General features: G+C 72.0%; 23 protein-coding genes. 10 read left to right on the top strand and 13 right to left on the bottom strand.

Translation table 11 applies throughout. The annotated features are described in order from the left end of the window. Nucleotides 1–168 precede the first annotated feature (168 nt). Nucleotides 169–1,722: an ABC transporter substrate-binding protein gene (locus ACFYUZ_RS13605; protein WP_389308528.1), complete on the top strand. Its 1,554-nt coding sequence runs from the start codon at nt 169–171 to the stop codon at nt 1,720–1,722. Between the two features lie 47 nt (nt 1,723–1,769). Here the strand turns inward: ACFYUZ_RS13605 and ACFYUZ_RS13600 are convergent, their stop codons facing one another. Genes ACFYUZ_RS13600 through ACFYUZ_RS13590 form a run of 3 tightly spaced genes read right to left on the bottom strand, consistent with a single transcriptional unit; the run spans nt 1,770 to nt 3,416 of the window. Then, the gene (locus ACFYUZ_RS13600; RefSeq protein WP_389308526.1) at nt 1,770–2,537 is read right to left on the bottom strand and encodes a TetR family transcriptional regulator; all 768 of its coding nucleotides are present in this window, start codon (nt 2,535–2,537) and stop codon (nt 1,770–1,772) included. 10 nt (nt 2,538–2,547) lie between these two features. Next, entirely contained in the window at nt 2,548–2,976 is a 429-nt protein-coding gene (locus ACFYUZ_RS13595; protein WP_389308524.1) for a thiol-disulfide oxidoreductase DCC family protein, read from the bottom strand. 5 nt (nt 2,977–2,981) lie between these two features. Next, entirely contained in the window at nt 2,982–3,416 is a 435-nt protein-coding gene (locus tag ACFYUZ_RS13590; protein ID WP_389308523.1) for a hypothetical protein, read from the bottom strand. A gap of 150 nt (nt 3,417–3,566) precedes the next feature. On the opposite strand from ACFYUZ_RS13590, the gene ACFYUZ_RS13585 reads away from it, so the two are divergent. Continuing rightward, the gene (locus ACFYUZ_RS13585; protein ID WP_389308521.1) at nt 3,567–4,361 is read left to right on the top strand and encodes an alpha/beta fold hydrolase; all 795 of its coding nucleotides are present in this window, start codon (nt 3,567–3,569) and stop codon (nt 4,359–4,361) included. On the opposite strand, the gene ACFYUZ_RS13580 is transcribed toward ACFYUZ_RS13585, so the two are convergent. Both ACFYUZ_RS13580 and ACFYUZ_RS13575 read right to left on the bottom strand, forming a co-directional pair. After that, nucleotides 4,336–6,831 carry a DUF4132 domain-containing protein gene (locus tag ACFYUZ_RS13580; protein ID WP_389308519.1) on the bottom strand — a complete coding sequence of 832 codons (2,496 nt, stop codon included), beginning with the start codon at nt 6,829–6,831 and terminating at the stop codon, nt 4,336–4,338. The two genes, ACFYUZ_RS13585 and ACFYUZ_RS13580, sit on opposite strands and share 26 nt — an antisense overlap. A 32-nt stretch (nt 6,832–6,863) precedes the next feature. After that, nucleotides 6,864–8,087, bottom strand: coding sequence for an MFS transporter (locus ACFYUZ_RS13575; protein WP_389308517.1), 1,224 nt, complete (start codon nt 8,085–8,087; stop codon nt 6,864–6,866). 85 nt (nt 8,088–8,172) lie between these two features. Here ACFYUZ_RS13575 and ACFYUZ_RS13570 point away from each other — a divergent pair, with 85 nt between their 5' ends. Then, complete coding sequence (locus ACFYUZ_RS13570; protein ID WP_389308515.1) at nt 8,173–8,736, top strand: MarR family winged helix-turn-helix transcriptional regulator; 564 nt, start codon at nt 8,173–8,175, stop codon at nt 8,734–8,736. Between the two features lie 38 nt (nt 8,737–8,774). Continuing rightward, nucleotides 8,775–9,071 carry a hypothetical protein gene (locus ACFYUZ_RS13565; RefSeq protein ID WP_389308514.1) on the top strand — a complete coding sequence of 99 codons (297 nt, stop codon included), beginning with the start codon at nt 8,775–8,777 and terminating at the stop codon, nt 9,069–9,071. Nucleotides 9,072–9,092: 21 nt separating this feature from the next. On the opposite strand, the gene ACFYUZ_RS13560 is transcribed toward ACFYUZ_RS13565, so the two are convergent. The 6 genes from ACFYUZ_RS13560 to ACFYUZ_RS13535 all read right to left on the bottom strand — a co-directional run bounded on the left by ACFYUZ_RS13560 (nt 9,093) and on the right by ACFYUZ_RS13535 (nt 13,933). Continuing rightward, nucleotides 9,093–9,635: a hypothetical protein gene (locus ACFYUZ_RS13560; RefSeq protein WP_389308513.1), complete on the bottom strand. Its 543-nt coding sequence runs from the start codon at nt 9,633–9,635 to the stop codon at nt 9,093–9,095. Nucleotides 9,636–9,719: 84 nt separating this feature from the next. Then, a complete protein-coding gene (locus ACFYUZ_RS13555) occupies nt 9,720–10,478 on the bottom strand; it encodes a succinate dehydrogenase iron-sulfur subunit (RefSeq protein ID WP_389308511.1) in 759 nt (252 codons plus the stop codon). Then, a complete protein-coding gene (gene sdhA / locus ACFYUZ_RS13550) occupies nt 10,478–12,232 on the bottom strand; it encodes a succinate dehydrogenase flavoprotein subunit (RefSeq protein ID WP_123454928.1) in 1,755 nt (584 codons plus the stop codon). Before sdhA ends, ACFYUZ_RS13555 begins: the two co-directional genes overlap by 1 nt. Before the next feature lie 25 nt (nt 12,233–12,257). Continuing rightward, nucleotides 12,258–12,734 (bottom strand): succinate dehydrogenase hydrophobic membrane anchor subunit, encoded by a 477-nt coding sequence (locus ACFYUZ_RS13545; RefSeq protein WP_389308509.1) that lies wholly within the window; start codon nt 12,732–12,734, stop codon nt 12,258–12,260. An 8-nt stretch (nt 12,735–12,742) separates the two neighbouring features. Then, nucleotides 12,743–13,123 (bottom strand): succinate dehydrogenase, cytochrome b556 subunit, encoded by a 381-nt coding sequence (gene sdhC / locus ACFYUZ_RS13540; RefSeq protein WP_015035721.1) that lies wholly within the window; start codon nt 13,121–13,123, stop codon nt 12,743–12,745. Nucleotides 13,124–13,315: 192 nt separating this feature from the next. Beyond that, on the bottom strand, nt 13,316–13,933 hold the full coding sequence (locus ACFYUZ_RS13535; protein ID WP_389308507.1) for a 2-oxo-4-hydroxy-4-carboxy-5-ureidoimidazoline decarboxylase: 618 nt from the start codon (nt 13,931–13,933) through the stop codon (nt 13,316–13,318). 140 nt (nt 13,934–14,073) lie between these two features. Here ACFYUZ_RS13535 and ACFYUZ_RS13530 point away from each other — a divergent pair, with 140 nt between their 5' ends. The 3 genes from ACFYUZ_RS13530 (at nt 14,074) to ACFYUZ_RS13520 (ending at nt 17,071) form a co-directional block, all read left to right on the top strand. Then, a complete protein-coding gene (locus tag ACFYUZ_RS13530) occupies nt 14,074–15,717 on the top strand; it encodes a glycoside hydrolase family 20 protein (RefSeq protein WP_389308505.1) in 1,644 nt (547 codons plus the stop codon). A 94-nt stretch (nt 15,718–15,811) separates the two neighbouring features. After that, nucleotides 15,812–16,444, top strand: a complete 633-nt coding sequence (locus tag ACFYUZ_RS13525) for a DUF4328 domain-containing protein (RefSeq protein WP_389308503.1) — start codon at nt 15,812–15,814, stop codon at nt 16,442–16,444. A 66-nt stretch (nt 16,445–16,510) separates the two neighbouring features. Continuing rightward, nucleotides 16,511–17,071: a hypothetical protein gene (locus ACFYUZ_RS13520; RefSeq protein ID WP_389308501.1), complete on the top strand. Its 561-nt coding sequence runs from the start codon at nt 16,511–16,513 to the stop codon at nt 17,069–17,071. Between the two features lie 72 nt (nt 17,072–17,143). Here ACFYUZ_RS13520 and ACFYUZ_RS13515 read toward each other — a convergent pair whose 3' ends face one another. Next, nucleotides 17,144–17,881: a Clp protease N-terminal domain-containing protein gene (locus ACFYUZ_RS13515; RefSeq protein WP_389308499.1), complete on the bottom strand. Its 738-nt coding sequence runs from the start codon at nt 17,879–17,881 to the stop codon at nt 17,144–17,146. 394 nt (nt 17,882–18,275) lie between these two features. Here ACFYUZ_RS13515 and ACFYUZ_RS13510 point away from each other — a divergent pair, with 394 nt between their 5' ends. Together ACFYUZ_RS13510 and ACFYUZ_RS13505 are read left to right on the top strand one after the other, a co-directional pair. Continuing rightward, nucleotides 18,276–18,956 carry an RNA polymerase sigma factor gene (locus ACFYUZ_RS13510; RefSeq protein ID WP_389308497.1) on the top strand — a complete coding sequence of 227 codons (681 nt, stop codon included), beginning with the start codon at nt 18,276–18,278 and terminating at the stop codon, nt 18,954–18,956. Continuing rightward, nucleotides 18,956–20,083, top strand: coding sequence for a hypothetical protein (locus tag ACFYUZ_RS13505; protein ID WP_389308495.1), 1,128 nt, complete (start codon nt 18,956–18,958; stop codon nt 20,081–20,083). The genes ACFYUZ_RS13510 and ACFYUZ_RS13505 overlap by 1 nt, the downstream gene beginning before the upstream one ends. A gap of 153 nt (nt 20,084–20,236) precedes the next feature. On the opposite strand, the gene ACFYUZ_RS13500 is transcribed toward ACFYUZ_RS13505, so the two are convergent. Beyond that, the gene (locus ACFYUZ_RS13500; RefSeq protein ID WP_389308494.1) at nt 20,237–21,085 is read right to left on the bottom strand and encodes a peptidoglycan-binding protein; all 849 of its coding nucleotides are present in this window, start codon (nt 21,083–21,085) and stop codon (nt 20,237–20,239) included. Nucleotides 21,086–21,266: 181 nt separating this feature from the next. Between ACFYUZ_RS13500 and ACFYUZ_RS13495 the strand changes: the two genes are divergently transcribed. Next, a complete protein-coding gene (locus ACFYUZ_RS13495) occupies nt 21,267–22,847 on the top strand; it encodes a methylmalonyl-CoA mutase (RefSeq protein ID WP_389308492.1) in 1,581 nt (526 codons plus the stop codon). The last annotated feature ends 48 nt before the right edge of the window (nt 22,848–22,895 follow it).

The following is a 22,895-nucleotide window of genomic DNA, read 5'->3' as shown; positions in this document are numbered from 1 at the left end:
CCGGTACGAGCCGCTCATCGACTTAAATTCTCATATCCCGGACATATACCTGTCATGTGAAAGTTTTTCCTTCCCCCTGTGAAAACCGTGTGATGGGATGCAGCCAGCGCGACGTTTTCCGGGGGCCGTCGCATCTCTGGGGTGGTACCAAAAAAAGGAAGCACGGCAATGCGGTCGACGGTCCGTCTGCGGATCCTCATCACTTGTGGAGTACTGGTGGCCGCCGGGGTGGGGGGCTGGCAACTCCTGCCCTCCGACGGCGTCCGGACCGATCCGATCACCGTCGGCACGACCGACGAGGTCACCTCGCTCGACCCGGCGGGCGCCTACGACGCCGGCTCCTGGGCCATGTACAGCAACGTCTTCCAGTCGCTGCTGACCTTCAAGCCGGGTCTCACCCAGCCGGTCCCGGACGCCGCCGAGAGCTGCAAGTTCGTGGGCACCAAGCTCACCACGTACCGGTGCACGCTCCGCGACGACCTCACCTTCGCCAGTGGGCGCAAGATCACCGCCGAGGACGTCGAGTACTCCTTCGAGCGGATGCTGCGCATCAAGACCGACGTGGGCCCGCAGCCGCTCTTCCCGACGCTGAAGAGCGTCTCGGCCGAGGGCCGAACCGTCACCTTCCACCTGAGCGGCCGTGACGCCACGTTCCCGCTGAAGGTGGCCACGGGCGCCGGCTCGATCGTGGACAAGGACCACTACCCGGCCAACCGGCTGCGGACGGACTCCGCGGTCGACGGCTCGGGGCCGTACGTCCTCAAGGAGTACAAGGAGGGCGAGTCCGCGCGCCTGGAGCCCAACCCGCGGTACAGGGGCGCCGTCACCAAGACCGGTCACACGGTCCTGGTGAAGTACTTCGGCCAGTCCGAGGACCTCGCCGCCGCCTGGAAGGCGAAGGAGGTCCAGGTGACGCACCGGCAGCTCCCGCCGAACTTCATCGCGTCCCTGGACACCAAGGACGGCACCCGGATCACCGAGGCGGAGAGCGCCGAGATCCGCAACCTCAACTTCAACGTCCGGCCCGGCTCGCCCATGGCGGACAAGGCCGTACGGCAGGCCGTCGCCGCCGTCGTCGACCGCCCGGAGATCACCGAGGGCGCCTACAAGGGCACGGTCGAACCGCTCTACTCCCTCATCCCGCAGGGCTTCGTCGGCCACAGCACCGCCTTCTTCGACGTCTACCCGGAGCCGAACCGGAAGAAGGCCCAGGAGCTCCTGAAGGACGCCGGGATCAAGACGCCGGTGAAGTTCACCCTCGGCGTCCGCAAGGACGCCACCTACGTCGCCGAGGCCGCCGAGATCAAGCGGCAGCTGGACGAGACGGGCCTCTTCAAGGTGAAGATCCTGGAGGTCGACTGGAAGAGCTTCCAGAAGGGGTACGCGAAGGGCAGCTACGACGCCTACCCCGTCGGCTGGCTCCCCGACTTCCCCGACTCCGACAGCTTCACCGCCCCGCTCGTCGGCACCGCGAACACTCTGCACAACGGCTTCTCCAGCAAGCGGATCGACAGCCTGATCGCCTCGACGCAGCAGTACAGCGACCGGGGCCGGGCGACGAACGACTTCAAGGAGATCCAGAACGAGGTCGCCGTCGACGTCCCGCTCGTGCCGCTGTGGCAGAAGAAGGACTACGTCCTCTCCACGGAGGCGGTCACCGGCTCCCAGTACCTGTCGGACGGCACGGGCATCTGGCGCCTGTGGGAGCTCAACTGGATCTAGGGATCCTGGATCCAGGTTTCTGGATCCAGGCTCCAGGATCCAGAGGGCTAGGCCTTCTCCTGCGGCTTCGGGCTCGTCCGCTTCTGGGGCTTGCCCGAGGCCGCCATCCCGGCCGCCGTCGGCATGAAGTCGGAGAGCAGTTCGTGCGTCTCCTTGACCAGCGGGCGCAGGATCCGGAAGCGGGAGAGCGAGATCGCGCGGGCGGTGACCGGCGCGAGGCGCTCCACCAGGCGCCGGCTGTTGGCCGCGCCCTCCGAGCGGTCGTACACCCAGAACAGCACCAGGCCCATCTGCTGGAGCCAGAGCAACTGCGGGAGCGCTTCCTTCAGTTCCGGGTCGACCTTGACCGAGGCGCCGGCGATGACCCGTCGGTGGACCTCGATCGCCGCCTCGCGGGGGCCCTCCGACTCGGGGGAGAAGGGGCTGAGCGGGCTGTCCGGGTCGGCGGCGTTCTTGAAGAACTGGGCGGCGAACTCGTGGTACGGCTCCGCGATGTCGAGCCAGCCGAGGTAGACCCCGCGGATCCGGGCGGTCAGGTCCTTCTCGGGACCGGTCAGGATGGGCTCGACGGCCGCCTGGTGCTCCTCGGCGATCCGGTCGTAGAAGCCCTGGACGAGGTGCTCCTTGGAGGAGAAGTAGTAGTACGCGTTGCCGACGGAGACCCCGGCCTCCTGGGCGATGGCCCGCATCGTCGTCTTGTCGTAACCGCGCTCCTTGAACAGCCGGAGCGCGGTTTCGAGGATGAGCGTGCGGGTCTGCTCGCTCTTGGGGGCCTTCTTCTCGTCGGCCTTCTTCTCTTCCTTCACGTCCTTCACGGGGCCGAGCCTAACCGGGCGGACCGGGCACCTCGCAGTGCCCGTCCCGGCAGGGCCCGTCGTCCGGCCCCGGCCCCTTGAGGGCCTCGCGCCACTTCGCGGCCGCCAGGACGGTCATCCGGGCGAAGGGCTGTCCTGCGGGAGTGGCCAGCCAGTGGGCCTTGGGCCGGTGGTCGGCCAGGGCCCAGAGGCAGACGATCCAGGCGGAGGTCTCGCGGTAGACCTGGCCCCGGTCCCCGATCACGGTGATCTCCCGCAGGGTGGCGGTGTGGTCGAGGGCCGGGAAGAGGCGTCGCGCCTGCTGCGAGCCGGCCGGTACGAAGTCGAGCGGGACGAGCTGCCTCTGGCGCAGCAGCCAGTGCCTGAGGTGCACGCAGAGCGGGCAGTCGGCGTCGTACAGCACGGTCAGGCGTCCCACGGGGGTCGTGGGGGCCGACATCGCGGTCAGCCCTGGGGTGCGGGCGGGGCCCAGGGGCCGCCCTTGGGCGTGGTGGTCCAGCCCTGGGGGCCGACCGGCGGCACCTGCTCGCGTTCCATGACCCCGCGGCGGCGGATCTTGTTGAGCACGTAGACGTTTCCGAGGTGCATCACGCCGAGGACGAGCAGGACCACTCCGAGCTTGACGGAGAGGGCCTCGAAGAGGGCCCGGGCGTCGACGACGGCGGCGTCCTGGCTCAGGTAGAGGGCGACGAAGCCGAAGTTGACGAGGTAGAAGCCGACCACCAGGAGGTGGTTGACGGCGTCCGCGAGCTTCTCGTTCCCGTGCAGGACGTCGGAGAGGAAGATCCTTCCGTTGCGGCTGAGCGTGCGGGCGACCCAGATGGTGAGGGCCACGCTGATCAGCAGGTAGACGATGTACGCGACGACAGTGAGGTCCATGCCCCACCCTCCCTTGAACGCGTTCAAAAGCTGGCGGTCATGACTGTAGACCTCTTCTTGAACGCGTTCAAGTCTTTGGGGGGGCGGGGTGGCCCCGTCATGCGCCGGGAGCCCGGCATGACCGGCAGGACACCCCCTAGGGTCGGGCGGGTGACGCTCTCCCATGACCTGGCCGGCACCGGCCCCTCGACCGTCGTCCTGCTGCACTCCGGGGTCTGCGACCGCCGGATGTGGGACGGCCAGTTCCGCGCGCTGGCCGGAGCGGGACACCGGGTCGTCCGCTGCGACCTCCGCGGCTTCGGCGACAGTCCCATGGACGCCCCGCACACCCACGCCGAGGACGTGCGCGAGCTCCTCGACCACCTCGGCGCCGAGCGCGCCGCCGTCGTCGGCTCCTCCTTCGGCGGCCGGGTCGCCCTCGAACTCGCCGCCCGCCACCCCGGACGCGTCGTCGCGCTCGCCCTGCTCGCCCCCGCCGCCCCCGACATGGCACCCAGCGAGGAACTGCGCGCCTGGGAAGCCCGTGAGGAGGCGCTCCTCGACGCGGGCGACCTCGACGCGGCCGTCGAGCTCAACGTCGACACCTGGCTCGGCCCCGAGGCCGGGGAGGCCGCCCGCGCCCTTGTCCGGGACGCGCAGCGGCGCGCCTTCGACCTCCAGCTCGCCGCCCCCGAGGAGCACCACCCCGTCGCCCCCGAGGTCACCCGCGACGACCTCGCCCGGATCCGGGTGCCCGCCCTCGTGGCCGTCGGCGCCCACGACCTGCCCGACTTCCGGGCGGTCGCCGACGACCTCGGACGGCTCCTGCCCGCCGCCCGCCGCGTCGACCTCGACTGGGCCGGCCACTTCCCGGCCCTGGAGCGCCCGGAGGAGACCGCCCGGCTGCTCGTCGACTTCCTCGCGGAGACGGCCGCCGACTTCAGCCCCGGCGTATCTGCGAGGTGATCGTCGGGTCGGTGATCCGGTCGTCGGCGGCGAGCAGCAGTGCCTTCGACAGGATCACCGAGAGCAGGCCGCCGTCCTCCTCGAAGGGCAGGAACACCTTCCCCCGGTCCCGCACGCGGTCCTGCACCACGCACAGATAGGCGTCGTCCGGCTCCATCAGCACGTTCCCCGAGCCCAGGTGGATCCGGTACGCGCGCAGCTCGCCCCGGACCCGCAGGAAGCGGTCGGTCAGCTCCACCCGGTCCGCGATCCGCGTCCGGGGCAGCAGCCGGGCCAGCGTCTCGCGCCGGATCAGCGCCGACTCCGTCAGCGGACCGAACGACCAGCTCTCCCAGTACCCGTCGTGGGCCCGGTGCTCCCCGCGGTCCCGCCACCGCGGGTCCGCCCCGATCGACGCCACCCCCACGAACAGGTCGACGTCCCGCAGCGCCTCGGAGAGCACGAGCGCCGGCACGTCGGTCAGCGCGGCCGCCGCCCAGGCGCCCCGCGCGCCCGCCCTCCTCTCGAACCGCACCTGGTCCGTGGAGCAGAGCCGGGCCACCCCGTCCCCGCGCGCGCCCTCGTCGACCAGCTCCACGAAGAACCGGGCCCGCCAGCGCGTCCCCTCCCCGACCGGCAGCTCGCCCGGCGCGGGCAGCTCCTTCACCAGCTCCGAGGACCAGCCGTCCGAGAAGTACCCCAGGTGGTTCCCCGTCCAGCCGCGCTCGGCCATCAGCGCCCGCGCCTGCCCGTACCGCAGGACGTGTCCCGCGAAGCGGTTGGAGTACGAGCCGGTCGCGAGCTCCGCCGGGGTCAGCGGGTACACCTCGCGGAAGACCTGCTTGAACGGCTGGCGCTCCTCCCGCTCCGCCAGCGCGGCCCGCCACTCGGCGACCTCCTCGCCGCCGGCCCGCAGCGGGTGCCACAGCCGCAGCCGGGCGCCCGGACCGACCGGACGCGCCGTCCCGTCGTGCCCGGCGAGGGCCCAGCCGCCGCCCGCCCGCTCCGGGAGGCCGGCCGTCCACCCGCCGTCCGCCGCGTCCTCCGTGACCTCCCAGAGCAGCGCACGGGCCAGGGCCCCGGTCACCGGATGGTCGACGTAGTACCGCTGCCAGTCCTCCGCGGGCCGGACCGTCCCCGCCGCGAGGTGCTCCTCCAGCCGGGACCGCTCGGCCGCCACCAGGCCCTTGAGCTCCTTCAGGGCCGCCCTGACCTCCTTCAACTCCTCCGCGTGCGCCTCCCGGACCTCCTTCGGCGCGGTCTTCGGGAGCCTCCCCTCCGGGCTCCTGAAGGAGAGCGCGACCGTGCCCGGCTCCCGTACCGAGAGCTCCGCCGTGTACGCCCCCATCGGCACCTCCCGGACCCCGCGCCCGTCCAGCCCGAGCGTCGCCACCCCGCGCTCGCGGAGCATCGAGGGGGTGAGGCCCGAGCGCGCGGCGACGGCCTCCAAGGCCTTGGCGATCCCCTTCGCCACCGTCCGGTTCCGCACCTTCTTCGGCAGCCGCCCGAGCCACTGCACGGCCTCCTCGCCCCGGACGCCCCCGCACTCCCCGAGCACCGCGACCGCCGTCGTGGCCAGCGGCTGACTGCGGCAGAACCCGCCGGAACCGCCGAGCCCCGTCCCCGCGTTCAGCGCGACGGCCCCGACGAGCGGCACGACCCACTCGGCGTCGACGTCGAGCGCGGCCCACAGCAGGCCGCGGACGAGGCAGGTGTTGGTGTCGCCGGCGAGACCCCGCTCGACCGCGCGCCACGGGTTGACGTCGGTCACCCGGTGCTCGGGCTGTGCGGCGATCCCCTCCAACAGCCGCCGCACCACCTCCGCACCCTGCTCGGCCTCCCCGAGCAGGGCCGCCGCCGTCCGGCGCCAGACGCGCGTCGCCCGGGGCCTGTCCAGGAGGGCGCAGTGGCCGAGGAAGGCCGCCACGCCCGCTCCCGCGAGCAGCTCCCCGTGCGCCGCGCGCATCGCCGGACCGAACTGGTCGAGACCGTCGAGGACATGACGGGGCAGCCGGCCGGTCACCACGGGTTCCTCCCGGCGCAGCAGCCGGTCCATCCGGTCCCGTATCCCGGCGAACTCGTCGCTCCGGTAGATGCGCAGCGACTCGGCCATCCGGCGCAGCGCCCGCACCCGGGGCCGGTCGAAGTCCCCGGCCTGCGCGGCCGCTGCGAGGGCGATCGGCACCAGCGTCAGGAAGGCGCCCCGGAGTTCGTACGGGGAGACCAGCGCGCCCTTCCCCAGGAGCCGCGCGAGCAGCAGGTCGGCCTCCGCCGCGCCCCACCCCAACTCCTGCTCGGCCAGGGCCGCGAGGGCCGGTGCCGCCCGGGTGTCCGGGCCGCGGGCGGCCCGCTCCTGGAGCGCGATCGCGCACTCCCTGCGTCCCCGCGCGTCCAGGGACGCGAGCAACTCGCCCACCGGCCCCGGCCCTTCCGCGAGCTCGCGCGCCAGCGCCTCGTCCAGCCTGCTCTCCAGGCCCGTGATCCCCACCATGCTCCCGAAGGTAGAGGACCCCACTGACAGCCCTACCTGAACCGCCTCACGCCCGGCACCAGCGCCGTCCCCGCGCAGCAGCCGCCCACCGCCACCGCGGCCGCGAGGAGCGGGACCTGGGGGCCCCAGGCCGAGGCGGCGAGCGGGGCGAGGGCGTACCCCAGGGGCATCGCGGCGAGCGAGAGCAGCCAGTCGTACGAGGTGACCCGGGCGAGCGCGTGGGTGGGCACCGCGCGCTGGACGGCGGTCTCCCAGACGGGGGAGAGGAAGCCGAGCCCCGCCTGCGCGAGCCCGTACGCCGCGATCGTCACCGGCGCGGGCGCGGCGAGGGCGAGCAGCACCAGCGGCAGCGCGTACGTGGCGAGGCCGAGGTTCGCGGTCAGGACCGGGCGCCGGGGGCGGGCCCGGTCGGCGAGCAGCGTCCCGAGGAGGAAGCCGACGGCGCCGACCTGGAGGAGGACGACCCAGGTGGTGCCTCCGCCGAGCCGGTCCACGGCGATGGCGGGACCGAGGGTCATCAGGACGGCGGCGGCGCCGTTCCAGGCGCTGTGGCCGACGAGGCTGGTCCAGTACCAGTCCCGGGAGCGGACCTCCTGCCAGCCCTCGGCGAGGTCGGCGCGGAGCGAGCGGCGGGGGACCGGGACCCGTTTCACCCGTACGGCGGTCAGGAGCAGGGCGCTGACGGCGAAGGTGGCCGCGTCCAGGACGAACGCCCAGCCGGGGCCGACGGTCAGGACCAGGGTGCCGGCGAGCGCGGGTCCGGCGAGGCGGGTGGCGCTCTGGGCGACGCCCATCGCGGCGTTGGCCCGGTGCAGGGCCTCCTCCGGCACGGTGCCCTTCACCAGCGGCGAGCCGGTCGGCATGGCGAAGGCTCCGGCGGCGCCGCCGAGGGCCTCGGCGACGGCGAGGACGGCGAGGCTGGGGGCGCCGCCGAGCAGCTGGACGCCGACGACGAGCTGGGTGGCGCAGCGTACGAGGTCCGTGGTGAGCGCGACCGTACGGGCGTCGAAGCGGTCTCCGGCGACGCCTCCCAGCGGCAGCAGGAGCAGTTTGGGGACCATCGCGCAGCCGAGGACGAGGGCGAGCGCCGAGGTGGAGCCGGTGGCCTCCAGGACGGCGAGGGCGAGGGCGGCGGGGATGGCGGCGTCGCCGAGCAGGGAGAGGGCGCGGCCGGTGAAGAGGAGGCGGAAGGGGCGGGTGCGCAGGGGGTGGGGGACGGGCGGGGACGTGAGGGGGCGCACGGGGGCAGTGGACATGGAGCGCAGGTTATTTCGGCACCGAATAATTCGTCAACGAAATACTTCTCGGGAGAACGGCGCCCCGCCGACGTACGATCACCCCATGGCACACCCCGAGGAACCGCGTGCCCCCCGCGAACCCCGCGAAGCACACGCACCACGTGACTGGACCGACGGGCACGTCGACCGCTGGCAGCCCGTCCTGCCCGGCCTCGACCCCGTCGTCGAAGGCGCGGTCACCCGGATGAAGAAGCTCTCGGTGCATCTGCGCCGGGTCAGGGAGCAGTCCCTCGTCGACTTCGACCTGGAGCGCCACGAGTTCGACACCCTCCACAAGCTCGCGGGGCGCGGCGGCAGCGCCGCCCCCTCCGAACTCGCCCAGGACCTCGACCTGGCCCCGGCCTCCGTCTCCGGGCGCCTCGACGCCCTGGAGAAACGCGGCTTCGTCCGCCGCACCCAGTCCACGACCGACCGCCGCAGGGTCGTCGTCGAGCTCACCGCCTCCGGGCGCGAGACCTGGCTCGGCGCGATGGACGTCCTCGGCCACGAGGAGGAGCGGCTCCTCGGCGTCCTCACCCCCGAGGAACGCGACCTGCTCAACGGCATGCTGCGCCGGATCATGGTCGAGGCGGAGGCGGGCGGCCCCACCCAGTCCTGGCACGCCTGACGGGGGCGTTGTCGGTGGCCGTCCCTACGCTGCTCGGCATGGGAACGGTGACCTTCGTCGACGAGACGACCACGGGGGGCCGCACGGCCGGCCCCCGCCTGCCCGTCACGGAAGAACGGCTCGCCCTGCGGGAGCTGATCCGCCGCAGGGTCGAGCACGAGACGGCCCCCGAGGACGGCGCGCCCGCCTTCGCCCGGGCCGTCGAGGCCTTCGGACGCAACGGCTTCCTGGTCCTGGTGGGCGACCGTCAGGTCGAGGAGCTCGACGAGACGGTGACGGTGGGCCCGGAGACCGAGGTCGTCTTCCTCAGACTCGTCCCCCTCGTGGGCGGCTGACCCCCCCCGGCTGCCCGACCGTCACATGCTCAGCGAGCGCGCGTAGTTCAGCTGTCCCATGACCCAGTGGATGGTGTCCGGGCCCGTCGCCGGGATCATCGTCGAGTGGTGGCGGCCACCGCTGGTCACCGTGACCTGGATGAAGCCCGTCGTGGTCTTCTCCTTCATCAGCAGGAACAGCAGGCCGAGCAGGCAGAAGATGAAGAAGATCACGGCGAGGACGATCGCCACGGTGGGCATCTTCTCCTCGGTCCGCGACATGTCCATCGCGTTCCACACGGCGCCCTTGAGGGGCATGTTGCCGGCCGGCGTGATGATCTGGTCGCCGACCACGGTGATGTCACCGAGGCTCAGCACCGGCGCGCCCCCGCCCACGGGCCCGTGCTGCGGCGGCACCGGCACGCCGCCCGGCAGGGTCGGCTGGTAGGGCGGCGGCGTCTGCGGGTACCCGTACCCCGGCGTCGCGTCCTGCGGGTATCCGTACGCCGGGCTCCCGGGCGCCCCGCCCTGCTGCCCCGGCCCCCACTTGTACTCACCGTCCGCGTAAGGGTTCGGCTCGCTCATCAGTCCCCGATTCTCTGTGCAATGGAAAAGCCCGCTCCTGCACGCCGCAGCGTACAGAAGCGGGCTCTCCGGCCGAACAGGATGTCAGAAGCGACGCGTGATCAGCGCGCGCTTCACCTCCTGGATGGCCTTCGTGACCTCGATGCCGCGCGGGCACGCGTCCGTGCAGTTGAACGTCGTGCGGCAGCGCCACACGCCGTCCTTGTCGTTCAGGATCTCCAGGCGCTGCTCGCCCGCCTCGTCACGCGAGTCGAAGATGAAGCGGTGCGCGTTGACGATCGCGGCCGGACCGAAGTACTGGCCGTCGTTCCAGAAGACCGGGCAGGACGACGTGCACGCGGCGCACAGGATGCACTTGGTGGTGTCGTCGAAGCGCTCGCGGTCCTCGGCGGACTGCAGGCGCTCGCGGGTGGGCTCGTTCCCCTTGGTGACCAGGAACGGCATGACGTCCCGGTACGCCTGGAAGAAGGGCTCCATGTCCACGACCAGGTCCTTCAGGACCGTCAGGCCCTTGATGGCCTCGACCGTGATCGGCTTCTCCGGGTTGATGTCCTTGATCAGCGTCTTGCAGGCGAGCCTGTTCTTGCCGTTGATCCGCATCGCGTCGGAGCCGCAGATGCCGTGCGCGCAGGAGCGACGGAAGGTCAGCGTGCCGTCGACGTCCCACTTGATCTTGTGAAGGGCGTCGAGGACACGCTCCTTCGGGTCGATCTGGATCTGGAAGTCCTCCCAGACCGCGGCGTCCGACACCTCGGGGTTGAAGCGGCGGATCCGCATCGTGACCGTGATGTACGGGGAGGCGGCGGACTCCGCCTCGACCTTGTCCAGTACGGGGGTAGCCATCAGTACTTACGCTCCATCGGCTGGTAGCGGGTCTGGACGACCGGCTTGTAGTCGAGACGGACGGTCTCGGAGCCGTCCTCGCCGACCTCGCGGTACGCCATGGTGTGGCGCATGAAGTTGACGTCGTCGCGGTTCGGGTAGTCCTCGCGGTAGTGACCGCCGCGGGACTCCTTGCGCGCCAGGGCCGAGACGGCCATGACCTCGGCCAGTTCGAGCAGGTTGCCCAGCTCGATGGCCTCCAGGAGGTCGGTGTTGAAGCGCTTGCCCTTGTCCTGGATGGACACGTTCTCGTAGCGCTCGCGCAGTTCGGCGATCTTCTCGACGGCCGTCTTGATGGTCTGCTCCGTGCGGAACACCATCACGTTGGCGTCCATCGTCTCCTGGAGCTCACGGCGCAGGTCGGCGACCCGCTCGTTGCCCGTGGAGTTGCGGAGCTTCTCGATCTGGGCGACCACGAAGGCCTCGGGGGCCTCCGGCAGCTCGACGTAGTCGTTTTTGGCGGAGTACTCGGCGGCGGCGATGCCGGAGCGCTTGCCGAAGACGTTGATGTCGAGCAGCGAGTTGGTGCCGAGGCGGTTGGCGCCGTGCACGGAGACACAGGCGACCTCGCCGGCCGCGTACAGGCCCGGGACGACGGTGGTGTTGTCCGCCAGGACCTCACCCTCGACGTTGGTCGGGATGCCGCCCATGGCGTAGTGCGCGGTGGGCTGGATCGGGATCGGGTCCGTGTACGGCTCGATGCCGAGGTACGTACGGGCGAACTCGGTGATGTCCGGGAGCTTGGCGTCGAGCTGCTCCGGCGGGAGGTGCGTCAGGTCCAGGTAGACGTGGTCGCCCTCGGGACCGCAGCCGCGGCCCTCGCGGATCTCCGTGTAGATGGAGCGGGAGACGACGTCACGGGACGCGAGGTCCTTCATGACCGGCGCGTACTTCTCCATGAAGCGCTCGCCGTCCTTGTTGCGGAGGATGCCGCCCTCACCGCGGGCGCCCTCCGTCAGCAGGATGCCCATGCGCCAGATGCCCGTCGGGTGGAACTGGAAGAACTCCATGTCCTCCAGGGGCAGGCCGCGGCGGTAGCAGGCGGCCTGGCCGTCACCGGTCAGGGTGTGGGCGTTCGACGTCACCTTGAAGAACTTGCCGGTGCCGCCGGAGGCGTAGATGACCGCCTTGGCCTGGAAGATGTGGATCTCGCCGGTGGCCAGCTCGTACGCGACGACGCCGGCGGACTTCTTGACGCCGTCGACCTCGGTGATCAGCTGGTCCAGGACGTAGAACTCGTTGAAGAACTCCACGCCCTCCTTGACGCAGTTCTGGTACAGCGTCTGGAGGATCATGTGGCCGGTGCGGTCCGCGGCGTAGCAGGACCGGCGGACCGGGGCCTCGCCGTGGTTGCGGGAGTGACCGCCGAAGCGGCGCTGGTCGATCGTCCCGTTGGGCGTCCGGTTGAACGGCAGGCCCATCTTCTCCAGGTCGAGGACGGCGTCGATGGCCTCCTTCGCCAGGATCTCGGCGGCGTCCTGGTCGACCAGGTAGTCACCGCCCTTGACCGTGTCGAAGGTGTGCCACTCCCAGTTGTCCTCCTCCACGTTCGCCAGCGCGGCGGCCATGCCGCCCTGCGCGGCGCCCGTGTGGGAGCGGGTGGGGTAGAGCTTCGTCAGCACGGCGGTGCGGCTGCGCTTCGTCGCCTCGATGGCGGCGCGCATGCCGGCGCCGCCGGCGCCGACGATGACGGTGTCGTACTTGTGGATCTTCATGACGTGGATTACCTCAGCCCCGTGCCTAGCGGATGTTCGGGTCGAAGGTGAAGATCACCAGCGTGCCCAGAAGGATGGTGAACACCGTGGCGGTGTACAGCAGGCCCTTGAGCCACAGGCGCGTGTTCGCCCGCTCCGCGTAGTCGTTGATGACCGTGCGGAGACCGTTGGCGCCGTGCAGCATGGCGAGCCAGAGCATCAGCAGGTCCCAGACCTGCCAGAACGGGGACGCCCAGCGGCCGGCCACGAAGGCGAAGCCGACCTTGGTGACGCCGCCGTCCAGGAAGAGCTGGATCAGCAGGTGGCCGAGGACCAGGACGACGAGGACCACGCCGGAGAGGCGCATGAAGAGCCATGCGGCCATCTCGAAGTTGCCGCGGGTCGCGCGAGGGGTCTTGCCCGTGCGCTTGCGGGGGGCTTCGATGTACGGCGCGGGGTTGTCCGCGTCGTAGCGCGGGCCGCCCTCGACGGGTCCGATCGCGGAGGTGGTGTCAGTCGACATGTCTGGCGTCAGCTCCCGAACAGTTCACGTGCGGCGTGGCCGAGGACGGGGTACAGGGAGCCCGCCATCAGCACGACCCAGATGCCCACGACGGTCCAGAGCATCTGCTTCTGGTAGCGCGGGCCCTTGGACCAGAAGTCCACGGCGATGACCCGGAGGCCGTTCAGCGCGTGGAAGAGGATGGCGGCGACCAGGCCGTACTCCAGAAGAGCGACGATCGGCGTCTTGTAGGTCGCGACGACCTCGTCGTACGCCTCGGGGGAGACGCGGACGAGAGCGGTGTCCAGCACGTGTACGAACAGGAAGAAGAAGATGAGGACGCCGGTGACTCGATGAGCCACCCAGGACCACATTCCTTCCCGGCCGCGGTACAGCGTTCCAGCCGGCACGGAAAAACCCTCCGGGAGCGGGGATCGGGGTCGGCCGGCTTCTCTGTCGGTCTGACCCGGCCGGGTACGGTCCACCGGCCCCGGTCATCGTAGCGACGACTTGTCGGTTCGCTCGCCCGGGGTCCATCGGTGTGATCAAACAGGCACGGACGGGCTATCACACAGGCCGAAATCACCGCATTGCGGACGGAATCACGGCCCGGAGTGTCGCGGTGTGAGCCCCCGGGTCACCCGGGAGGCCAGCCGGGCGCGGGCGAGGCGGCGGAGCTCGTCGGCGGCGACCACCCGCTCCTCCTCCGCTTCGTTGCCGAGACGTGACCGGATACCGGCCAGTAACTGGTCGAGCCGCTCCCCGGGGCGCACTCCGTCGAGGCTGATCACGAACGCGTGTCCGAAACTGCTCTCGTACGCGGCGTGGGCGGCCCGCAGCGCGGTCCGGGCGGCCGGCGGGGCGTCCGGATGGGGCGGCGCGGAGGACTCGGCGGCCAAGGCCTCGTCGAGATCGGCGCGGGAGAGGTCGTACCCGGCCTCGTCGGCGGCGGCGAGCAGGGCGTCCACGGTCGGGTACGGGCGGTGCGCCGCCACCCGTTCGGCCCAGCGGGTGCTGTGGCAGCAGGTGAGCAGCAGCGCCACCGCCTCGGCGGGCGAGGCGGCGTTGAATCCGACGAGACCGCCGGCGTGCCGGGAGCGGGTCTGCTGGGCAGGTATGGCAGGGGTGTCCGCGGCGCCCGGCTTCCGGCAGGGGGCGTGGGTGTCGCTGGTCAGCGTGGACTCCGGTGCTCCGGGACGGGTGGGGTGGGCGTGACTCAACGTTATCGACGGGAAGAGGGAAGTGTCCGACGGATGCGCGATTTTCACCCGGAAGGGAGAGTTTCGGAACAGATGATGGACGATCGGCTTCCGCCCCGCCGAGTGGTCGGACCCTCGTCCTTGCGGGAGGATTCCGAGTGATGCGGTACTCCCCCCGAGGGCCTCGTCGGGCCCCCGCCCTCCTGGCGACCGCGGTGGCGCTGGTCACCGTGGCGGCCTGCTCGAACGGTTCCCCGTCCGGCCCGCCCTCCGGCCCGGCCGCCACGGGCGCGTCCACGAGCGCCGCGCCCACGAGCGCCGCGCCGCCCGGCTCCGAGCCGACGCCCGCGCCCACGCCGACGCCCACGCCCACGAAGACCCACCCCCTCTCCACCGCGCCCCGCACCGTCCCCGCCGTCCGCGCCCACCAGGCCGCCCGCGGCCCCGGCTGGAAGCCCGCGCCCACGGGCGGGGTCGTCCTCGCCGCGAACAGCGGGGCCCTCGCCGACGAGGGGCGGCTGCTCGCCGGGGAGCTCGGCATCCCGTACCGCGGCGCCGTCGCGGCCGGTCCCGGGGACGTCGAACTGGCCCTCGGCGGCACGGGCGCCCCCGAGTCGTACACCCTGGCGGTCACGGGCGGCCGCGTCCGGATCGCCGGCCCCGACGAGGCCGGGGTCTTCTACGGCACCCGCACCCTCAAGCAGTCGGTGAAGGCCACCGGCGCCATGCCCGAGGGGACCGTCACCGACCGGCCCGCGAAGCCGCAGCGCGGACTCATGCTCGACATCGCCCGCAAGTACTTCACCGCCGCCTGGATCGAGGACCGCATCCGGGAGATGGGCGACCTGAAGCTCAACCAGCTCGGGCTGCACTTCTCCGACGACCAGGGCTTCCGGATCGAGTCCTCCAGCCACCCCGAGGTCGTCTCGGCCCAGCACCTCACCAAGGCCGAGGTGCGCCGGATCCTCGCCCTCGCCGCGAGCCGCCACGTCACGGTGATCCCCGAGATCGACTCCCCGGGGCACCTCGGCGCCGTCATCGCCGCCCACCCCGGGCTCCAGCTCGTCAGCGCGAGCGGCCGGACCCCGCGCGGAACCGTCGACATCTCGAACCCGGACGCGGCGAAGATCGTCGACGAGCTGCTGCGCGAGTACACCGGGCTCTTCCCCGGCGCGTACTGGCACCTCGGCGGCGACGAGTACGTCGCCCTGATGTCCAAGAACCCCGAGGCGAGCTATCCGAAGCTGGCGCGGGCCGCGGTCGCGAAGTACGGGCCCTCCGGCCGCGTCCAGGACCTCGCCACCGGCTGGCTCAACGACCGCGCGGCCGTCGTCCGGCCCACCGGCAAGACCCTCAAGGCCTGGAACGACGGCTTCTTCACGGGCGGGGTGGTGAGCCCGGACAAGGACCTGGAGGTCGAGTACTGGACGGGCCGCGAGATCGGCGCCCGGCTGCCCGTCTCGTACCTGGCCGAGGGCCGCAAGGTGGTCAACCTCAACGACGACTACCTCTACTACATCCTGGGCGAGCCCAATAAGTTCCCGTACCCCACCGGCCGCCGGATCTACGAGCAGTGGACCCCCCGCGTCCTGCGCGGCTCCACCCCCGTGCCGGCGCGGTACGACCCCCAGATCCTCGGCGGCCGGCTCGCGGTCTGGTGCGACCTGTCGCGGGCGCAGACGCAGGCCCAGGTGGCGGACGGCATCCGCCTGCCGCTGGCGGCCCTGGCCCAGAAGGTCTGGGACCCGAGGCCACCGGCGCTGACCTGGGCGGAGTTCCGGGCGCTGGCGGCGAAGGTGCGGTGACTTTTTGTCGTGGACGCGATCGGTTCGGATCGCATACGTTCCTCCGGCGGCGGCCGAGTGGCCGCCGCGTGTTCCTTTGGGGGGAACCCACCACATGCGCACGCTCAAGAACCCGATCGGCCTCTCACGGGCCGTCGTGGTCCTGCTCGCGGGCAACATCTTCTTCGACGTCCTGCTCGCCGGGATCGAAGGCCACGATCTGGTGGCCGACGACCCGTACTACTCCGACGTGGCAGTCGGGCCGGTCGACGGGGCCTACGGCACGGCGGGCCTGGTGCACCTGGCGACCGTCGTCCTCTTCATCGTCTGGTTCCACCGGCTGCGGAACAACGCCGAGGTCTGGGCCGGTGATCTGCAGGGCCGGAAGCCCGGCTGGGCGATCGGCGGCTGGTTCGTGCCGATCGGCAACCTCTGGATCCCGCGGGTGATCGCGGCCGACATCTGGCGGGCCAGTCGCTGGGCGCCGTACGCCCCCGACACCAAGGGGGAGCTGACGCTGCTCAACGGCTGGTGGGTGTGCTTCGTCGTCGGCAACGTCACGGACTCGATCGCCGGGCGGCTGTACAAGAACGCGGAGACCGTCGAGGCCTATGACACCGCGACGGCCTGGTCCCTGGCGGGCTACGGCCTCAACGCCGCCGCCGCCGTCCTCGCCATCCTCCTCGTCCGGCGTCTCACCTCTATGCAGCACGCCAAGGCCACTGGCATGATTCCGGCCGCGCAGTGACGAAAAAGCGCCCCTCGGCGCAGTAGTGGAAGTACTGCGTCCGCATCGGGTGGCGAGGAGGCGTCCATGACGTCGGGGAACGGCCGGAGCCTGCTGGAACTGATCGACGGGGCCGACGAGCGAGGGCTGGCCGCGGCCGGGCTCGCCTGCCTCGACCGCTGTCTGCCGTTGCTCGCCCCCGACCGGGCCGACGCCCTGCGCCCCGTGTGGGCGGCCGTCGCGCGCGGCGACGGAGGCGCGTGGGGCGAGGCCGTCGCCAAGGCCCGCGTCGACCTCGACGTCGACGGCACGGGGGACGCCGAGGCCGTGCGCCGCATGCTCGCCGAGGCCCCGGCGGCCTGGACCGCCGACGCCCTGCGTGCCTGGGCCGGCGACTGCTCCGTCACGGCGCTCGCCCTGCACGGGCGGTACGACGCGGCCGAGGTGTCCGACGGGCTCGTCGAGCGCTGCCGGGCCGGGGACGCGGACGGCGCGGGCCCGCTGCTCGCGGGGGAGCTCCGCCGCCAGTCGGCCGTCCTGGAAGCCGCCGCGCACGGGCCCACCGGGCTGCGCCGGGCCCGTGAGGTGTCCGTCGAGGGCGGCAGGGTGCTGCGCGCGGTCGTCTCGCGCCGGGCGCGGACGGCCTGAGCCGCGGGGTTCCGTACGCGACGAGGGGGTGGCCGGCGCCGGCCACCCCCTCGCTTCACGCGGGAGGCCCTGTCAGGCCTCCGGTGCCTGGAGCTCGACCGAGGCGATCGCCTCGGCGATCTCCCGCTCCGCCGTGGCCTTGTCCAGACCGAGTCCGCTCAGCACGCCCCGCCCGTCCTCGTGCTCCAGGAGGGCCAGCAGGATGTGCTCGGTGCCGACGTAGTGGTGGCCGAGGCGCAGGGCCTCGCGGAACGTCAGCTCCAGGACCTTCTTCGTGTCCGCGTCGAACGGGATCAGTGCCGGGATCTTCTCGGCCCGCGGCGGCAGCGTCGGGGTCACCGCGTCGCGCACCGCCTCCTCCGTCACGTCGTGCCCGGCCAGCCACCGCATGGCGAGCGACTCGGGCTGGGCGAGCAGGCCGAGGGCGAGGTGACCGGTCGTGACCTGGTCGTTGGCGGCCGTACGGGCCTCCTCCTGCGAGGCCACGACCACGTTCCGGGCGCGCGGGGTGAAGCGGCTGAACCCGGCGTTCGGGTCCATCGTGGAGGCGTCGGGCTCCTTCGGCACGAAGCGCTTCTGGGCCGCCTGGCGGGTGACGCCCATGCTGCGGCCGATGTCGGTCCAGGAGGCGCCGGAGCGCCGGGCCTGGTCCACGAAGTGGCCGATGAGGTGGTCGGCGACGTCGCCGAGGTGGTCCGCGGCGATGACCGCGCTGGAGAGCTGCTCCAGGGAGTCCGGATGGACCTTCTTGATGGCTTCGATGAGTTCGTCGAGACGGACAGGGACGTTCACGCCGACTGGATTCGTCATGAGGCAACCCTAGGTTGACACTCCTCCACTGTCAACGGCTGGTTGACACTCGAAGGGCGTACCGCGCCCCGTGAGGCGAAAGGTCGCGAGAAAGAGTGAGAAGAGGAGGGGAAAAGGGAGACGACCGGGGCCGCCACCCCCCACAGGAGAGGCCCCGGTCGTCGTCCACGGAGCCGCAGCACGGCTCCGTACTCCTATCAGCGCCAGGCGTGCGGTTTCTGTCACACCCCCTCGGGCCGCCCAGAGGTTGCAAGTTGTACAAAGACCCCGGACCGCGTGGACGGGACACCGCGACACCACGTAGCGTGCAGGTGCGCGAGCCGGCGTGGCGGTGATGACCAGCCGCGATGACGCGGGGGCGCGACCACGCTGCCGACGAACAGGGTTTAGGGGAGTGCTGGGGGACGACGCGGAGCTGACGGCCGCGGTGCTCGCTGCGCAGGACGGGAACGAGGACGCCTTCCGTACTGTGTACCGCGCCGTGCATCCCCGGTTGCTCGGCTACATACGCACACTGGTCGGCGACGCGGACGCCGAGGACGTCGCCTCCGAGGCCTGGCTCCAGATAGCCCGCGACCTCGACCGCTTCGACGGCGACGCGGACCGGTTCCGCGGCTGGGCCGCCCGGATCGCCCGCAACCGCGCCCTCGACCACGTCCGGATGCGCGGCCGCCGCCCCGCCGTGGGCGCCGACGAGACCGAACTCGCCGACAAGCCCGCCGACTCCGACACGGCCGGAGAGGCCCTGGAGGCCCTCTCCACCGGTGACACCATGCAGCTGATCGCCCAGCTCCCGCAGGACCAGGCCGAGGCCGTCGTCCTGCGCGTCGTCGTCGGCCTCGACGCCAAGAGCGCCGCCGACACCCTGGGGAAACGCCCCGGTGCCGTGCGCACCGCGGCGCACCGGGGACTCAAGAAGCTCGCCGAACTCCTCGGGGCCGACGGCGGCCAGGGCGACGGCCCGGGAACCGTCGTCCCCCTGGACGGCGTCCCTCCGCAACGCGGCCGCGCACCGGGGCCCGTGGCCCCCGGCGGTGTGACGCAATCACGTCCGCGTACGCAGAAGGACATGTGATGGCCGACGAGCGGTACCAGTGGCTCGATCAGGAGACCGCGGAGCGACTGCTCCGCGGTGAGCCGGTCGAGGCCGTCGACGACCGTGCGCGCGCCGAGGCCGAGCGCCTCGCCGAGCTCCTCGGCACGGCCCGTGTCCCGGCCGTCCCCCCGGCCGCGCACACCGAACTGCCGGGCGAGGCGGCGGCGCTCGCCGCCTTCCGCAAGGCCACCGCCGAGCGGGCCGCGGCTTCCGCGGCCGTCGGCGCCTCCGCACCCGCCGACCGCACCACCGCCGCCGAACTCGGCCGGATACGGCTCGCGCCCGTGACCGCCCCGGCGCGCCGCTGGGGACGCTCCGTACGGTACGGACTGGCCGCCGCGGTCGCCGCCGTCACGGTCGGCGGCGTCGCCGTCGCCGCCGGCACGGGCGTGCTCCCGCTGGTCGGCCCCGCGCCCGCCAGCTCCGTCTCGGCGGGGGAGACGACGGACCCGCTCGTCTCCGAGGAGCCCGGCATACGCCAGGACCCCGAGACGCCCCCGACGGAACCGGGCGACGGCGGCGACCCCACGCCCGGCTCGTCCCCCTCGGCCGACTCCGGGTCCACCGCCCCCACACCCCGCACCCCGGACGGGCGCGGCACGGTCACCGGGCCCCCCGGCACCCCGACGCCGGACAGGACCCCCGGAGGCGGCGCCGCGGCCGGCACCGGCTCGGCGGACGGCCGCGAGAAGGCCCTCCAGGCCTGCCGGAAGTACCGGACGGGAAACCTCGACCCCGCCGGCCGGCAGCAGCTCCTGAACACCCTGCGCAACGGCGACACCCTGCGCGTCTACTGCGACCGGATCCTCTCCGGCGACACCGGCGACACCGGCGTCTCCGAGGGCGAGGGCCGGGACTCCGCCGGGGGCGGCTCCAAGGGCGACGGCAAGGACGACTCCGACGACGCCTCCGACGACGGCCGGAAGACCGGCTCGACGGGCGGGACCAAGGGCGGATCCGGCAGCGGCTCCGCGAGCGCCGGCGACGGCGGCGACCGGCGCGGCGGCACCGGGAACCAGAACGGAGGCGTCCGCCTCGACACCGGAGTCACCGCCGCGCTGCCCGCGGGAATCACCGCCGGGACACGCCTTCCGCTCGGGGTGTAACACTTCTCGACCCGCCGGCGCAGTAAGAAGTGCCGACTGGTCATCGGCCGCGCAGAGAGCCGGGGTTCCCCCCGTACCTACGGCTCCGCGCACCTGGCGCGGGTGGGACACGTTCCCCCGGTCCCACCCGCGCCCCTTCCGCTCCCGCGGCCCCTACCAGTGGACGACGACCTTGTCGCCGGCCTTCACCTGGTCGAAGAGGGCGGAGAGCTTGGCCCGGTCCCGGACGTTGACGCAGCCGTGCGAGGCACCGGCGTAACCGCGGGCCGCGAAGTCCGCGGAGTAGTGCACGGCCTGGCCACGGCTGAAGAACATCGCGTACGGCATGGGCGTGTGGTAGATCGTCGACGTCCAGTCCCTGGCCTTCCACTCGACCTTGAAGAGGCCCTCGCGGGTCGGCGTGTTCTCCGAGCCGAAGCGGACGTCCATCGAGGAGACGACCTTGCCGTCGATCATCCAGGCGAGGGTGCGGCTCTCCTTGCTGATGCACATCACCCGGCCGGTCATGCACCGCGGGTCCGGGGTGTCCAGCTTGTTCGTCGTCGACGGCTTCAGCTCGTCGGCGGTCGGCTTCCGGGTGGCGGAGAGCAGCTGCTGCCAGGTCGTCGCGTCGACCGTGCCCGTCTCCGGCAGCCCCTGGCGCGCCTGGAACTTCCTCACCGAGGCCGCCGTCATCGTCCCGTAGAAGCCGGTGGGGGCCCGGTCGAAGAAGTCGAGCTGCCGCAGCCGCGCCTGGAGCTCGCGCACCTGCTCGTTCTCGTCCCCGTCGTCCATGAGGGGCTTCGCCGTGGGCTTCCCGGTCGAGGGCGCGGCGGAGGGGGAGGTGGCGGAGGGGGACGGCGGCTTGTCGTCCGTGGCGGGGGTGGCGGTGGGAGCGGTGCCGGGCGCGCCCGAGCTCGGCGCGGGAGCCGTGCTCGCCCCCGTCCCCGTACCCGTACCCGTGCCGACGGCGTCCGGTGTGCAGCCGGCGGCGAGTGCCACCGCCGCCGCTGCCAGCACCACTCTGCGTATGACGGACGAAGACCGCTTCATCGTTTCCCCCGAGGTGTGTCGTGTGTACGTAGGGATGCTTTCCGCGCGCGTACGGTTGCGCACCCGGGCCGTGAACCGCGCATCCTGTGGAGAGGGGGCGACAGGCCCGGGCGGCAGGCCCGGGTCACGGGTCCGTCGGGAGGCACAGGACATGGCGCGCGAGTCGGAGTCGGGACTGCCCATCGAGCCGGTCTACGGACCGGACGCCCTGGACGGGTGGGACCCCGCCGAGAAGCTGGGCGAGCCGGGCTCGTACCCCTTCACGCGCGGTGTGTACCCCTCGATGTACACCGGCCGGCCCTGGACCATGCGGCAGTACGCCGGTTTCGGCACGGCCGCGGAGTCCAACGCCCGCTACAAGCAGCTCATCGCCAACGGCACCACGGGCCTGTCGGTCGCCTTCGACCTGCCGACCCAGATGGGCCACGACTCCGACGCCCCGATCGCGCACGGCGAGGTCGGCAAGGTCGGCGTCGCCATCGACTCGATCGACGACATGCGGGTCCTGTTCGACGGCATCCCGCTGGACGAGGTCTCCACGTCGATGACGATCAACGCCCCCGCCGCGCTGCTGCTCCTGCTCTACCAGCTCGTCGGCGAGGAGCAGGGCGTTCCGGCCGACCGGCTGACCGGCACGATCCAGAACGACGTGCTCAAGGAGTACATCGCCCGCGGCACGTACATCTTCCCGCCGAAGCCCTCGCTGCGGCTGATCGCGGACACCTTCCGGTACTGCAGGGCCGAGATCCCGAAGTGGAACACCATCTCGATCTCCGGCTACCACATGGCCGAGGCCGGCGCCTCGCCCGCGCAGGAGATCGCCTTCACCCTCGCCGACGGCATCGAGTACGTCCGCACCGCCGTCGCCGCCGGCATGGACGTCGACGACTTCGCGCCCCGCCTCTCCTTCTTCTTCGTGGCCCGCACGACCCTCCTGGAGGAGGTCGCCAAGTTCCGCGCCGCCCGTCGGATCTGGGCGCGGGTGATGAAGGAGGAGTTCGGCGCGAAGAACCCCAAGTCGCTGATGCTCCGCTTCCACACCCAGACCGCCGGCGTGCAGCTCACCGCCCAGCAGCCCGAGGTCAACCTGGTGCGCGTCGCCGTCCAGGGCCTCGCGGCCGTCCTCGGCGGCACGCAGTCGCTGCACACCAACTCCTTCGACGAGGCCATCGCCCTGCCGACCGACAAGTCCGCCCGCCTCGCCCTGCGCACCCAGCAGGTCCTGGCGTACGAGACGGACGTCACCGCCACCGTCGACCCCTTCGCCGGCTCCTACGTCGTCGAGAGGATGACGGACGACGTCGAGGCCGCCGTCCTGGAGCTGATGGAACGGGTCGAGGGGATGGGCGGCGCGGTCGCGGCCATCGAGCGCGGCTTCCAGAAGGACGAGATCGAGCGCTCGGCCTACCGGATCGCGCAGGAGACCGACAGCGGCGAGCGGGTCGTCGTCGGCGTCAACCGCTACGCGATCGACGTCGAGGAGCCCTACGAGCCGCTCCGCGTCGACCCGGCCATCGAGGCCCAGCAGGCCGAGCGCCTCGCCGGGCTGCGGGCCGGGCGCGACCGGGCGGCCGTGGACACGGCCCTCGCCGCCCTGAAGAAGGCGGCGCAGGGCACGGACAACGTCCTCCACCCGATGAAGGACGCCCTCAAGGCCCGCGCCACCGTCGGCGAGGTCTGCAACGCCCTGCGCGAGGTCTGGGGCACGTACGTCCCGACCGACGCGTTCTAGCCGATTCCACCCGTCGAAACTCAAAGCGGGGTGTCGTACCGGTGTGCG

It is taken from the genome of Streptomyces sp. NPDC004266, from assembly GCF_042874095.1.
Classification (GTDB): domain Bacteria; phylum Actinomycetota; class Actinomycetes; order Streptomycetales; family Streptomycetaceae; genus Streptomyces.
The sequence above is the reverse complement of the archived record's forward strand: the minus strand, read 5'-3'. Positions and strand labels throughout refer to the sequence as shown.

Excerpts from the sequence above, each read along its gene's own strand:
- ACFYUZ_RS13525 (WP_389308503.1), top strand. The coding sequence starts at position 15,812 with ATGCGCACGCTCAAGAACCCGATCGGCCTCTCACGGGCCGTCGTGGTC.
- ACFYUZ_RS13530 (WP_389308505.1), top strand. The coding sequence starts at position 14,074 with ATGCGGTACTCCCCCCGAGGGCCTCGTCGGGCCCCCGCCCTCCTGGCG.
- sdhA (WP_123454928.1), bottom strand. The coding sequence starts at position 12,232 with ATGAAGATCCACAAGTACGACACCGTCATCGTCGGCGCCGGCGGCGCC.
- ACFYUZ_RS13545 (WP_389308509.1), bottom strand. The coding sequence starts at position 12,734 with ATGTCGACTGACACCACCTCCGCGATCGGACCCGTCGAGGGCGGCCCG.
- ACFYUZ_RS13565 (WP_389308514.1), top strand. The coding sequence starts at position 8,775 with ATGGGAACGGTGACCTTCGTCGACGAGACGACCACGGGGGGCCGCACG.
- ACFYUZ_RS13505 (WP_389308495.1), top strand. The coding sequence starts at position 18,956 with ATGGCCGACGAGCGGTACCAGTGGCTCGATCAGGAGACCGCGGAGCGA.
- ACFYUZ_RS13570 (WP_389308515.1), top strand. The coding sequence starts at position 8,173 with ATGGCACACCCCGAGGAACCGCGTGCCCCCCGCGAACCCCGCGAAGCA.
- ACFYUZ_RS13575 (WP_389308517.1), bottom strand. The coding sequence starts at position 8,087 with ATGTCCACTGCCCCCGTGCGCCCCCTCACGTCCCCGCCCGTCCCCCAC.
- ACFYUZ_RS13520 (WP_389308501.1), top strand. The coding sequence starts at position 16,511 with ATGACGTCGGGGAACGGCCGGAGCCTGCTGGAACTGATCGACGGGGCC.
- ACFYUZ_RS13580 (WP_389308519.1), bottom strand. The coding sequence starts at position 6,831 with ATGGTGGGGATCACGGGCCTGGAGAGCAGGCTGGACGAGGCGCTGGCG.
- ACFYUZ_RS13560 (WP_389308513.1), bottom strand. The coding sequence starts at position 9,635 with ATGAGCGAGCCGAACCCTTACGCGGACGGTGAGTACAAGTGGGGGCCG.
- ACFYUZ_RS13495 (WP_389308492.1), top strand. The coding sequence starts at position 21,267 with ATGGCGCGCGAGTCGGAGTCGGGACTGCCCATCGAGCCGGTCTACGGA.
- ACFYUZ_RS13595 (WP_389308524.1), bottom strand. The coding sequence starts at position 2,976 with ATGTCGGCCCCCACGACCCCCGTGGGACGCCTGACCGTGCTGTACGAC.
- ACFYUZ_RS13555 (WP_389308511.1), bottom strand. The coding sequence starts at position 10,478 with ATGGCTACCCCCGTACTGGACAAGGTCGAGGCGGAGTCCGCCGCCTCC.
- ACFYUZ_RS13605 (WP_389308528.1), top strand. The coding sequence starts at position 169 with ATGCGGTCGACGGTCCGTCTGCGGATCCTCATCACTTGTGGAGTACTG.
- ACFYUZ_RS13590 (WP_389308523.1), bottom strand. The coding sequence starts at position 3,416 with ATGGACCTCACTGTCGTCGCGTACATCGTCTACCTGCTGATCAGCGTG.
- ACFYUZ_RS13515 (WP_389308499.1), bottom strand. The coding sequence starts at position 17,881 with ATGACGAATCCAGTCGGCGTGAACGTCCCTGTCCGTCTCGACGAACTC.